Source organism: Prochlorococcus marinus str. MIT 9401 (genome assembly GCF_000760095.1).
Taxonomy (GTDB): domain Bacteria; phylum Cyanobacteriota; class Cyanobacteriia; order PCC-6307; family Cyanobiaceae; genus Prochlorococcus_A; species Prochlorococcus_A marinus_I.
Map to the genome: position 1 here is coordinate 1 of NZ_JNAR01000002.1, position 15,708 is coordinate 15,708.

Sequence of the window (15,708 nt, forward strand, 5' to 3'; positions counted from 1 at the left end):
TACTGCTGCAGATTCTTCCTTCTTTGTCTTCTAAAATTGGAATAATTTTCAGTTTTATATCTGTATCTTTAATTGTATTTTTTATTGTATTTATGTCTCCACTTCTTCTAAACCCAAATTTAAAATTAGCACCCACAGAAATGTTTTTTGCTTGTAATTGATTTATTAAAATATCTTTCACAAATATTTCTGCACTTAATTTAGATAGTTCCTTGTCAAAAGGAATCAGAACTAATTGTTCAATCCCGAGATCTTCAAGAATAGGTAGTTTTTCATGAGGAAGATCAAGTCTAAGACGCACTTCTTTGTGTAGAACTTCTCTGGGATGAGGCCAGAAGCTTGCAATTGTTGGGGTATATTGATTCTCTTCAACTACACTTTTTATTAATTTTCTGTGGCCAGCATGAAGACCATCAAAACTTCCAATAGCTATTGAAGTAGGGTTCTTAACTTCAGATGGCGATATTAAAGAGATCAAAAGATTACGTGCAATTTTATGATTTTGATGGCAAATTTGAATAGATTATAGTTTATTCAATCAAATGAATGTCTGACAAAATTGATTTTCAGTCCCTTTCATTTGGAATGCGGCGAATTGGGTGGATACGCTTTTGGGTTCAATCCATTTTAGGTGTTGTTGTCGCAGCTGTTTTGCTTTTTTCAAATGTTGTAAATAATAGTGAAGGACAGCTTGGCTTAGCGCCTGGTCTATCACTTACGACGATATCCTTGATTTTACTACTTTTTAGTCTTTGGCAAGGTTGGTTAATTGTTAGAACTGGAAGAGCAATCGCTAGCAACGCAAGGCCATCAAGAGGACAAACCAGTAAATTAATAAAAAGAGGACTAGTAGTTGATTTATTAGGAATTTTGTTTGGATTAATTGGATATCAAGCTCTTATGGGTGCCCTATTTATACAAGCATCCTCTCAGACTACTGGACAATTGATAACAGCGGCATCTGATATTCCAATTACTGGACTTGAAATATTATCAGTTCTCAGTAATACACAAGTTATTGCTGCTCATTTTTTTGGACTTTGCTTTTCTTTATGGCTTTTAAGAAGGATTTACAAATGAATTATTAATTTTAGGTAAGTCCTCTAGATTCCCTCTCCAAAATAAATCTGGTTCTACAGGAGTAAGAGATATTTTATTATCTTGTATTTGAGATACATCACTAGGCCAACTCTTAGGACCATAACCTTTTGATTTAAGATCTAAAACTACCTCACCTGCTAACCAATAATAATCATCCCCCCTCGGATCTTCTCTTTTGGAAAATTGATTTTTATATTTTCTTACTGATAATCTTGTCCAGGATAATTCTTTGATTTTATTTTTCTCGCAAGGGGGTATATTTAAATTTAAAAGAAGTGAAGCTGGCCAACCATCTTTAATTGCTTGTTCAGCAATATTCATTGCAATTTCTCCAGCGAATTCAAAATTCTTCCATTTAAAACTAGCTACACTTATTGCCATGGAGGGAACATTTTCTAAAGTGCCTTCCATGGCTGCAGCGACTGTGCCTGAACAAAAAATATCGGTTCCTAAATTGGGACCATGATTTATTCCAGATAGAACTAGATCAGGTTTATTATCTAAGAGCTCAGAAAGTGCTAATTTTACGCAATCAGCAGGGGTGCCAGAACATCCCCAAGCTTCAATGCCTTCCTCAAATAATTTGTCCGCTCTTTCGACTCTTAATGGAGATTGCAAAGTAAGACCATGACCAGTAGCTGATCTTTCTTGGTCAGGACAGACTACTTTCACCTTATGTCCTCTTTTTTGCGCTGATTTTGCTAAAGCTCTTATTCCCGCGGCAAAAACGCCATCATCATTGCTAATTAATATATTTAACGGTTTCATATATCAACAAATTTTATTTATGGACGATATTTAAGTAAGATAAAGCAATACTTATTTTTACTATATCAGTGAGTCAGATTGAATCATTAAGTCAAATTGAGGAAAAACTAAATAATCTTTCTCTAACAGCAAAAAATAATATAAATAATGCTAATACTCATGAAGAACTGGATCAATTGAGAGTATCATTGCTAGGCAAAAAAGGTGAATTGTCAATTATCTTGAAAACAATGGGTCAATTATCTGCTACTGATAGACCGATTGTTGGCCAGAAGGCAAATCTAGTTAAGATAAATTTGCAAGAATTAATAACTGTAAGGAAAAGTCAACTAAATAGTGAAGCTTTAGATAAAAAGATTAAAACAGAAAAAATTGATGTAACTATTCCTTCAATTGGAACGCCCCCGGGAAATAAACATCCTTTAATTTCAACTCAAGATGAAATAATAGATATTTTTTGTGGTTTAGGATATTCAGTTGAAAGTGGCCCAGAAATAGAAACTGATTTTTATAATTTTGAGTCTCTGAATATACCGAAAAATCATCCTGCAAGAGATATGCAGGATACTTTCTACTTAGACGAAAATCGACTTTTGAGGACCCATACTTCTCCTGTACAGATAAGGTACTTAGAAAAAAATCCTCCTCCAGTAAGAATTATTGCACCAGGCAGGGTATATAGAAGAGATGCTGTAGATGCTACTCATTCCCCTGTATTTAATCAGGTTGAGGTTTTATGTATCGATCAAGATATTAATTTTAGTCATTTAAGAGGAACTGTCCTTTCTTTTTTAAAGACCTTTTTTGGTGATATTCCTGTAAGATTTAGAGCTAGTTATTTCCCATTTACTGAACCTTCAGCAGAAGTAGATGTTCAATGGAAAGGGAAATGGCTAGAAGTAATGGGATGCGGAATGGTAGATCCGAAGGTCTTAGAAAAATTAGGCATAGACTCTGAGAAATGGACTGGATTCGCAGCTGGATTAGGAGTTGAAAGATTTTGTATGGTAAGACATCAGATTGACGACATCAGAAAATTTTATACAAATGATCTTAGATTCTTAGAACAGTTCTAGTAAAATTAAAATTTTAAATTAGGATTGTCCAGCAAATTAGTTTAAGATAGTCATAGTTTTAGTTTTTTGATTGGTACGTAAAGCAGGACTAATCGTTAATGATGGGAAAGAACTTGCTGTTCAAACTGCAAGTTCTGTTGAGAAAAAATTGGAAAAATCTAATTTTGAGGTTGTCAGAGTTAGCAGCTCTGGTGGAATGGTTGGATTCGCCAATCCTGATCAACATGTTCGTCCTTTGGGATATACGAATTGTGTTCCTGAGGGTTTTGACTCGTCAATGGAATTTGCAATCGTTTTAGGTGGAGATGGAACCGTGCTTTCAGCAGCAAGGCAAACAGCACCCGCTAAAATTCCAATCCTTACTATAAATACTGGTCATTTAGGTTTTCTTGCAGAAGCTTATTTATCAAATCTTGATGAAGCGATAGATAAAATCATTGCTGGAAATTGGGGTATTGAAGAAAGAACTTGCTTTATTATTAGTGTAATGAGGAATGATCAGAGGAGATGGGAGTCTCTCTGTCTTAATGAGATGGCTCTTCATAGAGAACCTTTGACAAGTATGTGTCATTTTGAGGTTTCTATAGGGCGACATGCACCTGTGGATATCTCGGCTGATGGAGTAATTTTATCTACTCCAACTGGTTCTACTGCATATTCTTTAAGTGCTGGAGGGCCAGTTATTACTCCTGATTGCCCAGTCGTACAATTAACTCCAATTGCTCCACATTCATTAGCATCTAGGGCATTGGTTTTTAATGATTCCGAGCCAGTAACTGTTTTTCCAGCAACTCCTGAAAGGTTAGTAATGGTTGTTGATGGAAATGCTGGATGTTATGTTTGGCCTGAAGATAGAGTTTTAATAAGAAAAAGTAAGCACTCAGTAAAGTTTATTAGACTTGAAGATCATGAATTTTTCCAAGTTTTAAGAAATAAACTAGGTTGGGGTTTGCCCCATGTGGCTAAACCTGATAAATAAAAAATAATTAAATTTATTTTTTCCCTTTTAATAAAAAAACAGGATTATTTGGTTCTAATCTTATTCCCTCAGCAATACTTAAGCTTTTATATGTCTGAATTAAATTTAAATTCGTTTTGAAATCTTTATATTCTAATGCCTCTTTCAATTCTTTAATTATTTGAATGTCAATTATCGGGATAACGATAATATCTCCAATACTCATAGCCTGAGCTAGTTTATTAATAATTAGAAGTTTAGTCTTTTTATCACATCCACCAATTATTAATCTATTAGGTTTTTCAAAAGAACCTAAACTTCTCCTATTCAAGGTATTATTTATATCTTCTTCAAGAATAAATCTTGGTTGAACCCCAAGCCTTTTTGAGTTTTCAAGTATTAATGCTTTTGAGCCAATCCTTTTATCGATACAAAACAAATCTAAATTAGGTCTTAATTTTAATGTTTCTAAACCAATTGACCCACAACCTGCTCCTATATCCCAGATGACACCTTTTTTAGGGAGCTCTAGCTCAGCTAAAATTTGAATTCTTACCTCCCTTTTAGTAAATAAATTTGGTCTATCATCAAAAGTTTTAAAAATATGGTCACTCACTCCGAAAAGAGGGAGATTATTATTTGAGTAATTTTTCTTTGTTTTTGTAAGAACAACAATGTTCAAATTTAATATGTCAGAGGGTAATGGTTCTTTAAGATTTATTTTTCTTATATTTTCATTGTCGAAGCCTATTTCTTCACAGAGCCAAAAATCATAGAAGTCAATCAGATTTAATTCTGATAAGTTTTTTTTGATTATTTCTAAACTTTGCTGATTAGAGTCTGTAAGTATAGCTATATTTGTAGGCCTTTCTTTAAGAGCCTCAATTAACTTAGTCGAATCTCTGCCGTGAATACTTACATTAAATGTATCTTGCCACGGTATCTTTAACTTACTAAATGCTAATTGAATGCAAGTATTTGAGGGGTAGAAACTTAATTCATCTTTTGAAAAATTTTCTAGTAGTATTCTCCCGATCCCAAACCAAAGTGGATCTCCTCTCGAAATTAAAATAACATCAGTTTTTTGAGATTTAAGCCAGTTAATTAGTGCGTTATTACTATTGCTTAAAAAAAATGATTTCTTTTTTAAATCATTTTCGCTCCATGATTTAATTTCTTTAAAATATGAATTGGGAACTGCAATATTTTTTGTCTTTAAAAATAGATCTTTTAATTTGGGAGGCAAATCTCCAAATAAATATGAATTAATTCCTACTACATGAATTTTTCTATTAACTTCGGCCATCAATATTCAATGAAAAGGAACTAAATTGTTTGAATGTTTTATTAAATTATCTTATTATGATCTGAGTTATCATTGTAAATTAATTGTCTGAAAGGAGAAAGAGATTACATGATTTATTGTTAACTCTAATTAATAAAGATGATGAATTTGAGCTTATTGAAGAAGATTCTAGTGACTTAACATCTGGCTATTCTCAAAAAGACACTTTAAATTTATCCCGAGTGATAGAAAAAAATCGTAAAATAATTAAAAGATATCAAGCTATTGTTAGAACAGCTGTAACTTTAGACGCCCTGATGGATTCTGAAAATGAAGAAAACTACAAAATTAAATAAAAAAATTTTTTTAAAAAGAATATTCCCTTTACTTTTACTACTATCCTTTATCTTCAATCCATTAAAAGTATCTGCAGAAGTTGCAGAAACAGAAATAAATGGTGAATTAATAAATGCTAGTAGTGAGTTTTTAAGAGATTTGGACTTTGAAACTTGGCAATTAGTAGCTTACAAATCACCCCTCTATTCAGATAAATTGATCTTGAGAGTAATTGGATATCCAGGAAATCTTAGAATTGATCATCCCACTGATTTGAAGGTTGAATCAGGGAGAAAGCAGTGGCTTTTAGATGATAAAACATTACTTAATGTGGAATTAGCAAATGATGGAAGACAAGCTGCTGCAGAATTTGATCTTGATAAATTGATTAAAAATTTAGATAAAAATAGACCATTAAGATTATCTTTATCGGGAGTTTTTTCTGAGTTACCTGTTCCACCCTTTGTTGTTAAAGAGTGGAGAGCAATAAACTAAATTTAATTTTTTGGAGATGTCTAAAAAAAATATAAGCCATACAAAATGGATGAAAAGAGCAATTTTTTTGGCTTCTTTGGGCAAGAATACAACGAGTCCTAACCCTAATGTGGGAGCAGTGATACTTGATAAGAATGGAAATCTTATTTCAGAAGGATTTCATTACAAGGCTGGCATGCCACATGCTGAGGCAATGGCTTTTAAAAATTTAAAAAAAGATGCTAAAGGAGGATCAATGTATGTAAATCTTGAACCCTGCTGCCACCATGGTAAAACACCTCCATGTGTAGAAACGGTTATATCCTCTGGGATAAAAGAGATATATATTTCAATTGAAGACCCTGATAAAAGAGTCTCTGGTAGAGGTATAAAGATGCTTAAAGAAGCTGGAATACTAGTTCACTTAGGATTGTGCAAAAAAGAATCCTTAGATTTAAATAAGGCTTTCATTCATAGGAACATTACTAAAAAGGCATTTGGTGTTCTTAAATGGGCAATGAGTATTGATGGAAGAATAGCTTTAAAAAATGGCAAAAGTAAATGGATTAGTAATGAAGAATCAAGGTCATTAGTTCACTCTTTTAGAGCAGAATTTGATGCAATAATCATAGGTGGAAACACCTTAAGAAGAGATAACCCACTTTTGACGACTAGAGGTTTAATAAGCCCTGAGCCTTTGCGAGTTGTTTTCACAAAAAGTTTAGATCTGCCTTCAAGATCTAATCTTTGGGATTGTATTAAGGCAAAAACTTTAATCATTTATGATTCTTCTACAGCAAATGAAAATTATCTTACAAGGATTCCGAAATGCGTGGAGGTGGAAAAGGTATCATCAGATAATCCAGAGTTAATTGCCGAGTTATTAGCTAAAAGAGGGTGTAATAAAGTTTTATGGGAATGTGGCCCTAAATTGGCTACCGCTGCTATACAAGCTAACTGTATTCAAGAAATTATAACTTTTATTGCTCCAAAAATTTTAGGAGGAATAAATAATAAGACTCCACTTGGTGATTTTGAATTTAGAGAAATGCATGAGGTTATTAAATTTAGTGAATCCCAGGTAAGTTTGGTTGGTAATGATATATGCGTGAAGAATAAATTAAAAAATTAAATTTAAGTACTAAATCAAATGGGTTAAAGTACCGTACGGTTCTCACCCAAAAAAAATAAGACAGATACGGAACCTCTTGGTTTAGTTTATAATGGATTCAAAATTGACCATAACCATGCCAATTAGACAAGATGATAATCAACCTAATAGAAGATTTGGAATTGTAAATATCATTTTAATAGGTGTAGGCGCACTACTCTTATTTAGTAGCCTTTTCCCTAATCAAAATATGCAAATCCCTAGGGTTCCATATTCCTTATTTATAGATCAGGTTAATGATGGGGAAGTTAAGCGTGCTTATATCACTCAAGAACAAATTAGATATGAGTTGAATGGGGCTGAAGAAGGAGCGCCTTCAATTTTAGCGACAACTCCAATTTTTGATATGGACCTTCCACAAAGGTTGGAAAGTAAAGGCGTCGAATTCGCTGCTGCTCCCCCAAAGAAACCTAATTTCTTCTCAACCATCTTGAGTTGGGTAGTTCCCCCTCTAATTTTTATTCTAGTTTTACAATTTTTTGCTAGAAGAAGTATGGGAGGCGGAGGAGCTCAAGGAGCTCTAAGTTTTACCAAAAGTAAAGCTAAAGTATATGTACCCGATGATGAATCAAAAGTAACATTTGAGGATGTTGCAGGAGTTGATGAAGCTAAGGATGAACTAACGGAAATAGTTGATTTCTTAAAAAGACCAGAAAGATATACCGATATTGGAGCTCGAATACCTAAAGGAGTACTTCTTGTAGGACCTCCAGGGACAGGAAAAACTCTTCTTTCAAAGGCTGTTGCAGGGGAAGCAGAAGTCCCTTTCTTCATTATTTCAGGTTCTGAATTTGTTGAACTTTTTGTAGGTGCTGGTGCAGCTAGAGTAAGAGACTTATTCGAACAGGCGAAGAAGAAGGCCCCTTGCATAATTTTTATAGACGAATTAGATGCTATTGGTAAAAGCCGTTCAGGCTCAATGGGAGTTGTTGGTGGTAATGATGAAAGAGAACAAACTTTAAATCAGTTACTTACAGAAATGGATGGTTTTGCCTCTACTGATAAACCTGTAATTGTTCTCGCTGCAACTAATCAACCAGAAGTTCTTGATGCCGCTTTATTAAGGCCAGGAAGATTTGATAGGCAAGTTTTAGTTGACAGACCTGATTTGTCAGGAAGAAAGACAATATTAGAGATATATACTAAAAAAGTAAAATTAGCTGAATCCATAGATTTAGATTCTATTGCTCAAGCTACTAGTGGATTTGCAGGGGCTGATTTAGCCAATATGGTTAATGAAGCAGCTTTATTGGCAGCTAGAGCAAAACGTAAAAGTGTTGAGCAGCAAGATCTTAGTGAGGCGATTGAAAGGGTAGTTGCAGGTCTAGAAAAGAAAAGTAGAGTTCTTCAGGATGATGAGAAAAAAGTCGTTGCTTACCATGAAGTTGGCCATGCTATTGTTGGCCATCTTATGCCTGGAGGATCAAAGGTCGCTAAGATATCAATAGTTCCACGTGGAATGAGTGCTTTAGGATATACCCTTCAACTACCCACCGAAGAAAGATTTTTAAATTCCAAGGAAGAACTGAAAGGACAAATAGCTACTCTTCTTGGGGGTAGATCCGCTGAAGAAGTGGTATTTGGGAAAATTACTACGGGTGCCTCAAACGATCTACAAAGAGCTACTGACATAGCTGAGCAAATGGTGGGTACTTTTGGTATGAGTGATATTCTTGGTCCTCTTGCTTACGATAAGCAAGGTGGAGGCCAATTTCTAGGAGGTGGTAATAATCCTAGAAGATCAGTTAGCGATGCAACAGCTCAAGCTATTGATAAAGAAGTAAGAGATTTAGTTGATGATGCTCATGAAACAGCATTAAATATCTTAAGAAATAATTTATCTTTGCTTGAATCAATATCTCAAAAAATCCTTAAAGAAGAAGTCATAGAGGGTGAAGATTTAAAATCTTTACTTGCTGAAAGTAAAATGCCTGCATAGTAGAATTATGATTTTATAAATAAATTCATGCTTAAACCAAAAAAGCTTTTTAATAATAATTTTTTATCAAGCTTGGATTTATCTTCTGAAGAAGTCATACACATACTAAATATTGCTTTTAATTTAAAGAGTAAAAATCTAAATTTAGAATTCAATGACAAAGTTCTTGGTTTAATTTTTGACAAGTCATCTACTCGTACGAGAGTAAGTTTTCAAGTAGCGATGTCAAGACTTGGAGGCACAACAATTGATTTAAATCCTACTACCTCGCAAATCGGTAGAGGTGAGCCAATCAAAGATACAGCAAGGGTTCTAAGTAGATATTGCGATGTGCTTGCAATTCGAACTTTTAAACAATCTGATTTAGAGGAGTATGCTAAGTGGTCATCCAAACCAGTAATTAATGCATTAACCGACCTAGAACATCCCTGCCAGGCTTTGGCCGATTTTATGACAATTAAAGAGGAATTTACTGACCTTGAGAATACAGTTTTGACATTTATTGGGGATGGGAATAATGTGGCAAATTCTCTTATCTTATGCGGGGCATTATTAGATGTTGAAGTTAGAATTGCATGTCCAAAAGGGTACGAACCAAATTCTTTATTAATTAGTAAAGCACTCGAGCTATATAAGAATAAGAACATGTTGCGAATAACAAATGATATTAATTCCGCTATCTCAGGTGCAAATGTTATTTATACTGATGTTTGGTCTTCAATGGGAGAAGAAAATCAAAAGGAAGAAAAAGATAAAGACTTTAAAGGTTTTACTGTAAATAGTAATTTATTATGCAAAGCAGATAAAGAGGCAATTGTTCTTCATTGTCTTCCTGCGTATAGATCTAAAGAGATAAGTGATGAAGTATTTGAATGTAAAAACAGTAGAATTTTTGATCAAGCGGAAAATAGAATGCATGTACAACAAGCACTTCTTTCTTGTCTTCTTACATAAGATAGCTTGCGAATTTTACAATTAATAGGTACAAATGTATTAGTATAAATTTGCTTTATGGTATTTTCTGAAGAAAATAATCTTACTGATGCTCAAAATGAGCTTTATGGTTGGATAAAGAATTATATGAAAACTTTTCAACATAGTCCATCAATTCGACAGATGATGAAAGCTATGGGTTTAAAATCTCCCGCTCCAATTCAAAGTCGATTGAGACATTTGCAAGAAAAAGGATACATTTCATGGCAAGAAGGCAAAGCTAGAACTATGCAAATAGTTGATGAAATAATTGAGGGTGTGCCTATTATGGGTTCTGTTGCAGCAGGAGGTTTAATTGAAACTTATTCTGATGTGCAAGAAAACTTAGATATTTCTGATGTTTTAAGAAAGAAAAATGTATTTGCCCTAACGGTTAACGGAGATTCAATGATAGATGCTTGCATTGCTGATGGAGATATGGTTCTAATGGAGCCTATTAGTGATTCTTATTCTCTAAAGAATGGAACAATTGTTAGTGCAATGGTTCCAGGCTTGGGAACTACTTTGAAATATTTTTTTAAAAGAAAAGGGAAAATATTTCTTGAGGCAGCAAATCCTGCTTATGATCCAATTGAGCTAAATGATGATGCAGTAATTTTTCAAGGAAAACTATTAGCCGTTTGGAGAAAAATTTAGAGAAATATTTAAAAGTGATTGGTATTTATATTTTTCAAATAACTGGTATTTAAAATTAAAGTACTAATTATGCTAATATTTTTGTATTAATTATTAGAAAATTTCAAGGATTTAAATCTATAAATATTAAATGAATAAACAAATAAGTTCTATTAGATTAATCAGGCTTTTTAGATACTTAACTGTCTTATGTTTTTTTAATTTTCAAAATGTTATCCTTTCTGATGAATTTGTAGTCGATAATGAAAATGCTTCAAATAAATCTAAAATTTTCTATCCAGAGAAACCAAATTTAAATGGAAACGAATATATTCTCTCAGGTGGGGATCTCATCAATATAGATTTTGCAGGTATTAAAGCTTATAGTGGCCAATATTATGTAGATCCAGATGGCAATTTATTTTTACCTGATATAGGTATTTACAATGTAGAGGGTAAGACATTAAATGAATTAAGAAAGGAATTATTAAATTCATATAGAGATTTTATTTTTGAACCTGAAATTACACTTCAAATCCAAAGCTATAGGCCAGTAAATGTATATTTAAGAGGTGAAGTAAGGAGTCCAGGACTGTACCGAGTAGAGTATGAAATTGTGAAAAAATCAAATACAACTTTCAACTCAACAAATGATTTTACTTCAAATAATTCATTTTCATCAAATAGTCCATTTTCTTTAAATAGTCCATTAAGCAATGACAATCTAAAAAGCTATCAATTGCCGCCAACACTTTTTGATGTACTAACTCAAGCTAAAGGATTTACTAAAAGTGCTGATTTATCTGAGATAAAAATAATAAGAAACAATACTATTTCACAAGGTGGAGGGAAAATATCTGCCAAAATAAATCTTTTATCTCTGCTTTTAGAAGGAGATCAATCAGTAAATATAAGAATTTTTGATGGTGATACTATTGTGGTTCCAAAGTCAGAAAATTTGTTGAAAGACCAAATTTTAGAAATACAGCGGAGTAATCTTAGCCCAGAATTTATATCAGTATTCATTACTGGTAATGTAAGAAAAGGCGGTGAAATATCTTTAAAAAAAGGTGCAAGTTTAAACCATGCAATAGCTTCTACTGGTGGTAAAAAAATTCTTACAGGTAATATAGAATTTATAAGATTCAAGTATGACGGAGAGACAGATAAATCCCTCTTCAGATATGATTCAAATGCTCCAATTGCTTCCAAAAGAAACCCTATATTAATGGATGGTGATATTATCAATGTGAGAAGAACACCAATTGGTGCTGCAACAGAAATTTTAGGTGAGATTTCTTCCCCAGTTTTAAGTGGTTATGGTCTCTACAATATTTTTAACTAAAAATGAATTTTAATGCTTCTAAAAATATGAATTCTAATTTCAATGAAGGCGAAGATGAAATAAATATACAAGAAATTGTTAATTACTTATTTAAGAGAAGATTTCTAGTTTCAGGAGTAACATTTTTTGTGACAGCTTTTGGAGTTGTTTTCTCTTTAATACAAAAACCTATTTATAAAGGTGAGTTTCAAATAGTCGTTGCTGGACAAAAATCAGAAAGTATTTTAAGTCAAGCAGCTGGGGCATTTGGAAATTTAACTGGAGGAGCTTTTGAATTACCTGGAGTTTCAAGTACAGAAATAAAAACGCAAGAATTCATATTAAAAAGTCCTTCCGTGCTAATGCCTGTTTATCAATTTTCAAAACAAAAATACAATGAAAGAGGAGAGAATAGTGAAAACCTAAGTTTTAAATCATGGAGAAAAAAATTCTTAAATATCGAATTTGAGAAAAAAACTACAGTATTAAATATAACGTTTTTAGACAATGATAAAGATTTAATTTTAGAAGTACTAAATAAAATTTCCTCTAAGTATAAAGACTACTCTAGGAAGGACAGAATAAAATTATTAACAAAAGGAATATCTTATCTTGAAAGCCAACAAAAAATTTTGAAAAGCAATTCAATTCAATCTTTAAAAAATTTGAATGAATTTTCTATTGAAAATGGCTTGGGAGATATAGATGGATTTGTTGCGTTGGGGAATAATATCAATGGGTTTGGAGTTGAAAAATTTAATAATTCTATATTAAATAAACTATCAGAATTAGAGGGTATCTCAAACCTTAATCTAAGAGCGGGAGGTGGAGCAATCCCAAATCTTAATTTAAGAACAGGCGGCGGTGGAACAGGAGCAGGACAACGTTTTACTTCTCAATTCTCATTATTAGAGCAATATGAATCACAATACACTGATTATTCTTCTAAGTTAAAACCAGAATCAGGATTGATGAAAGACTTAAAAGCTAAAATAGATAATCTTAGATCTTCATTAAAAAGACCAAATGAAATTTTAATTAAATATAGAGAATTAACATCAATATCTAGGCGAGATGAGGCTCTCCTCAATCAAATTGAGGATCAATTAGTATCTTATAAGTTGGAGCAAGCCAATAAGCAAGATCCCTGGGAATTAATTTCAGAACCAACAATTGCAGACTTACGAATCTATCCCAAAAGGAAAAGTATTGTAGCTTTATTTGGCTTTTCAGGTTTATTTTTAGGGATATCACTTGCATATTTAAGGGATAAGGCTAGAGGTTTAATTACAGGATTCAATGAAATTAAGCGTTTAATTGATCCAAAATTCTTAGATAATCTTTTTATAAGAAATAAATCTTTAAGTAATCAACTCCTCCAGAACTTTTTTAAAAATAATGAAGAATTTCAAAATGTTAAAAATGGAAATTGTATTTTAATGATTTCAAATCGTTCTTCAGCTATTGAAAATGAATTTTTAAATTATGTTTTGAAAAATAATGATAAATTAGTATCTATAGAATTTAGCGAAATCGATAAAATTAATAATTTTGATAATATTGTCATTTTTATTAGCTCCCATGAAGTAAAAAGAAAAGATTTATTTTTATTGAATCAATACTACAAACTAAATCAAAGAAAAATAGTAGGGTGGTTTTACCTTGATTGTTCGGAAAAAATTAACCTTTCATAATCAAAGTTTATTTAATGTTTTAATACCTTTATCAAATATTATTTTTGTGTAACTATTGTTGTTTCTGAGTAACCCTGACAATATGTAGTTGGTCCCTCTAATTTAATTATCCTATGGGTTTTCGAAATGCTCTCGAAGAATTTTTTATAGCGATCTCTAGATGAATTATCAAAAACCAAAATTCCATTTTTATTGAGTTTTTTAAGTCCTTTTTCGGCACATTCGTTTCTACAATATCCATCAACCAATATTAAATCGAATAAACAGTCATAATCGTCTATTGCATTTACGTAATTTTCAAATGAATAACCTTTGAATTCTTTCCAAGCTGTTTCAAAAGTATTACTCGTTTTCAAATTAATTGGTTCTTTAACTAATAGTTCTATATTTGTTATATCTAATTCAGCTATTCTATTTTTAAGAGTATTTACCCATTGAGGATTATTTTCTACAGTAATAACTTTATCACTTCTTTCAGAAAACCATAGAGTTGAAGTCCCTCCACCCCATTCAAAAACTTTCGGAGAAGTTGTTTGCAAAAGATGCCATTCTATAAAGTGTATAGCTTTTATATACATCCAAGGCAGAGGATCAGAATCATATATTGATTCCCATCCTCTTTCTGAATTTCTAAAAAATGATCTAATCCAATGAGAATATACATTGATTTTACCTTCTTTATAGTCCAGATTATTTCTGAAAATCTCTCTTGAATAAAGATTATAAAGTCTCCAGTCAAATATTAATCCTATACCTTTTAAAAATTTCCATAATGGATAAATTTTTGTTTTCCTTAACTCTCCTCTATTATTTTTAAAGAAATTAAGATTCTCAATTATTTTAAATGGTTGCATTTTTAAAAATTATGTTTTTTTGTTTATAGTCTTGAGGTCTGATTTATAATCTGGACCCCATGGCATTCTCATAACTTTTTGTTCAATATCAGCTATTCTAAAATGAACTATATTATTTAATAGTCTGCAAATTTTTTGTTTTCTTGAGAATAATTTATAATCTTTATCTATTCTTTCAAGATCTATCTTTTCATCTTTAGTACAGTAAATATCATCATGTATTTGATTTTGTTTAGTAAACGAATTTTTAGACATAAAAATATTGTATCCACAAGATTCTAGAAAATCTTTAGTTATATCTAAAGTGTTAAATTTTCCGCGTCTTACCTCTATAAATATATCTGGACTGAAATCTTTTATCAATTCTTTTGCACCTTCAAGTGATTTTACTTCATCACCCTCTATATCTATTTTTATAAAAATATTGGAATTGTGATTAAAAATTCCTTTGCAATAATTATCTAGTGTAGTTATCTTTGAAATTGTAGAAGTACCTGAATCATCTATACATAATGATTTAGAAAAAGAATGTGAGCCTATTTTATTAGAGAAGAATAATTCAGCTTTTCCATGAAAATTACTTACTCCTAGTTTGTTAATTGTGGGAATTTTAATATTAGGCTTAAGATTTTTTTCTATACTAATTAATTTTTTTCTTTTTTCCAAAATTGAAAAATAATAAGGGTGCGGTTCAAAAGAATGACATTCGAATCCTAGTCTGGATATAAAAAATGTAAACAAACCCATATTTGCTCCCAAATCTAAAAAAATTGGGTTTTTTTTATTCTCAACAAAAATTTTCGATGCTTTATAGAAGTTAAAAGGCATTTTTCTAATCCTCATCCTTACTATATTCGCAGGGAGCATTTCAATAAAGGAAAATAAAATGAATCTGTAATAACTTGAAAATTGAATAATTTTTAAAAACATACTTTATTTGCTAATATTTATTACTTAGTTAGGGGCCATAGCTCAGTTGGTAGAGCACCTGCATGGCATGCAGGGGGTCAGCGGTTCGAGTCCGCTTGGCTCCATCAGGATTTTCGCAAGTAATACCAATTAGTTTGAACGAATATATACAGGAACAAACCATTTATTTTAGTGTATCAATGTGTATTAA

At 31.9% G+C, this 15,708-nt stretch carries 15 protein-coding genes, 1 tRNA gene and 1 pseudogene; 12 read left to right on the forward strand and 5 right to left on the reverse strand.

Annotated features, from left to right (window positions below):
* Positions 1-478, reverse strand: a pseudogene (locus EV01_RS0108725) (bifunctional riboflavin kinase/FMN adenylyltransferase); the annotation flags it as partial.
* A gap of 68 nt (positions 479-546) precedes the next feature.
* Between EV01_RS0108725 and EV01_RS08220 the strand changes: the two are divergent.
* Positions 547-1,080 (forward strand): DUF3611 family protein, encoded by a 534-nt coding sequence (locus EV01_RS08220; RefSeq protein WP_032518263.1) that lies wholly within the window; start codon positions 547-549, stop codon positions 1,078-1,080.
* On the opposite strand, the gene surE is transcribed toward EV01_RS08220, so the two are convergent.
* On the reverse strand, positions 1,060-1,869 hold the full coding sequence (surE, locus tag EV01_RS08215) for a 5'/3'-nucleotidase SurE (RefSeq protein WP_032518264.1): 810 nt from the start codon (positions 1,867-1,869) through the stop codon (positions 1,060-1,062). The two genes, EV01_RS08220 and surE, sit on opposite strands and share 21 nt — an antisense overlap.
* 68 nt (positions 1,870-1,937) lie before the next feature.
* Here surE and pheS point away from each other — a divergent pair, with 68 nt between their 5' ends.
* Together pheS and EV01_RS08205 are read left to right on the forward strand one after the other, a co-directional pair.
* Positions 1,938-2,945, forward strand: coding sequence for a phenylalanine--tRNA ligase subunit alpha (pheS, locus tag EV01_RS08210; RefSeq protein ID WP_032518265.1), 1,008 nt, complete (start codon positions 1,938-1,940; stop codon positions 2,943-2,945).
* A gap of 70 nt (positions 2,946-3,015) precedes the next feature.
* Positions 3,016-3,924, forward strand: coding sequence for an NAD(+) kinase (locus tag EV01_RS08205; protein WP_032518266.1), 909 nt, complete (start codon positions 3,016-3,018; stop codon positions 3,922-3,924).
* A gap of 13 nt (positions 3,925-3,937) precedes the next feature.
* Here EV01_RS08205 and EV01_RS08200 read toward each other — a convergent pair whose 3' ends face one another.
* The gene (locus EV01_RS08200) at positions 3,938-5,209 is read right to left on the reverse strand and encodes a bifunctional cobalt-precorrin-7 (C(5))-methyltransferase/cobalt-precorrin-6B (C(15))-methyltransferase (protein ID WP_032518267.1); all 1,272 of its coding nucleotides are present in this window, start codon (positions 5,207-5,209) and stop codon (positions 3,938-3,940) included.
* Between the two features lie 83 nt (positions 5,210-5,292).
* Between EV01_RS08200 and EV01_RS08195 the strand changes: the two genes are divergently transcribed.
* The 8 genes from EV01_RS08195 to EV01_RS08160 all read left to right on the forward strand — a co-directional run bounded on the left by EV01_RS08195 (position 5,293) and on the right by EV01_RS08160 (position 13,734).
* Positions 5,293-5,544 carry a hypothetical protein gene (locus tag EV01_RS08195; protein ID WP_032518268.1) on the forward strand — a complete coding sequence of 84 codons (252 nt, stop codon included), beginning with the start codon at positions 5,293-5,295 and terminating at the stop codon, positions 5,542-5,544.
* Positions 5,519-6,019, forward strand: a complete 501-nt coding sequence (locus tag EV01_RS08190; protein ID WP_032518269.1) for a DUF3122 domain-containing protein — start codon at positions 5,519-5,521, stop codon at positions 6,017-6,019. The genes EV01_RS08195 and EV01_RS08190 overlap by 26 nt, the downstream gene beginning before the upstream one ends.
* 16 nt (positions 6,020-6,035) lie before the next feature.
* The gene (ribD, locus tag EV01_RS08185; protein WP_032518270.1) at positions 6,036-7,130 is read left to right on the forward strand and encodes a bifunctional diaminohydroxyphosphoribosylaminopyrimidine deaminase/5-amino-6-(5-phosphoribosylamino)uracil reductase RibD; all 1,095 of its coding nucleotides are present in this window, start codon (positions 6,036-6,038) and stop codon (positions 7,128-7,130) included.
* A gap of 115 nt (positions 7,131-7,245) precedes the next feature.
* Complete coding sequence (ftsH, locus tag EV01_RS08180; RefSeq protein WP_032518271.1) at positions 7,246-9,108, forward strand: ATP-dependent zinc metalloprotease FtsH; 1,863 nt, start codon at positions 7,246-7,248, stop codon at positions 9,106-9,108.
* Positions 9,109-9,135: 27 nt separating this feature from the next.
* Complete coding sequence (gene argF / locus EV01_RS08175; protein WP_032518272.1) at positions 9,136-10,062, forward strand: ornithine carbamoyltransferase; 927 nt, start codon at positions 9,136-9,138, stop codon at positions 10,060-10,062.
* A gap of 57 nt (positions 10,063-10,119) precedes the next feature.
* Positions 10,120-10,737, forward strand: coding sequence for a transcriptional repressor LexA (gene lexA, locus EV01_RS08170; protein WP_032518273.1), 618 nt, complete (start codon positions 10,120-10,122; stop codon positions 10,735-10,737).
* Positions 10,738-10,867: 130 nt separating this feature from the next.
* Positions 10,868-12,061, forward strand: a complete 1,194-nt coding sequence (locus EV01_RS08165; RefSeq protein WP_032518274.1) for a polysaccharide biosynthesis/export family protein — start codon at positions 10,868-10,870, stop codon at positions 12,059-12,061.
* Between the two features lie 26 nt (positions 12,062-12,087).
* Positions 12,088-13,734 (forward strand): GumC family protein, encoded by a 1,647-nt coding sequence (locus EV01_RS08160; protein ID WP_193741425.1) that lies wholly within the window; start codon positions 12,088-12,090, stop codon positions 13,732-13,734.
* 38 nt (positions 13,735-13,772) lie between these two features.
* Here EV01_RS08160 and EV01_RS08155 read toward each other — a convergent pair whose 3' ends face one another.
* Positions 13,773-14,588, reverse strand: coding sequence for a hypothetical protein (locus EV01_RS08155; RefSeq protein WP_032518276.1), 816 nt, complete (start codon positions 14,586-14,588; stop codon positions 13,773-13,775).
* Between the two features lie 9 nt (positions 14,589-14,597).
* Positions 14,598-15,416 (reverse strand): FkbM family methyltransferase, encoded by an 819-nt coding sequence (locus EV01_RS08150; protein WP_193741426.1) that lies wholly within the window; start codon positions 15,414-15,416, stop codon positions 14,598-14,600.
* A gap of 133 nt (positions 15,417-15,549) precedes the next feature.
* Here EV01_RS08150 and EV01_RS08145 point away from each other — a divergent pair.
* Positions 15,550-15,622, forward strand: a tRNA-Ala gene (locus EV01_RS08145).
* The last annotated feature ends 86 nt before the right edge of the window (positions 15,623-15,708 follow it).

What these genes read in the sequence shown, in the direction of transcription:
- EV01_RS08220 (WP_032518263.1), top strand. Translation starts at nt 547, where the DNA reads ATGTCTGACAAAATTGATTTTCAGTCCCTTTCATTTGGAATGCGGCGA.
- surE (WP_032518264.1), bottom strand. Translation starts at nt 1,869, where the DNA reads ATGAAACCGTTAAATATATTAATTAGCAATGATGATGGCGTTTTTGCC.
- EV01_RS08200 (WP_032518267.1), bottom strand. Translation starts at nt 5,209, where the DNA reads ATGGCCGAAGTTAATAGAAAAATTCATGTAGTAGGAATTAATTCATAT.
- EV01_RS08190 (WP_032518269.1), top strand. Translation starts at nt 5,519, where the DNA reads ATGAAGAAAACTACAAAATTAAATAAAAAAATTTTTTTAAAAAGAATA.
- ribD (WP_032518270.1), top strand. Translation starts at nt 6,036, where the DNA reads ATGTCTAAAAAAAATATAAGCCATACAAAATGGATGAAAAGAGCAATT.
- ftsH (WP_032518271.1), top strand. Translation starts at nt 7,246, where the DNA reads ATGCCAATTAGACAAGATGATAATCAACCTAATAGAAGATTTGGAATT.
- argF (WP_032518272.1), top strand. Translation starts at nt 9,136, where the DNA reads ATGCTTAAACCAAAAAAGCTTTTTAATAATAATTTTTTATCAAGCTTG.
- lexA (WP_032518273.1), top strand. Translation starts at nt 10,120, where the DNA reads ATGGTATTTTCTGAAGAAAATAATCTTACTGATGCTCAAAATGAGCTT.
- EV01_RS08165 (WP_032518274.1), top strand. Translation starts at nt 10,868, where the DNA reads ATGAATAAACAAATAAGTTCTATTAGATTAATCAGGCTTTTTAGATAC.
- EV01_RS08160 (WP_193741425.1), top strand. Translation starts at nt 12,088, where the DNA reads ATGAATTCTAATTTCAATGAAGGCGAAGATGAAATAAATATACAAGAA.
- EV01_RS08155 (WP_032518276.1), bottom strand. Translation starts at nt 14,588, where the DNA reads ATGCAACCATTTAAAATAATTGAGAATCTTAATTTCTTTAAAAATAAT.
- EV01_RS08150 (WP_193741426.1), bottom strand. Translation starts at nt 15,416, where the DNA reads ATGCCTTTTAACTTCTATAAAGCATCGAAAATTTTTGTTGAGAATAAA.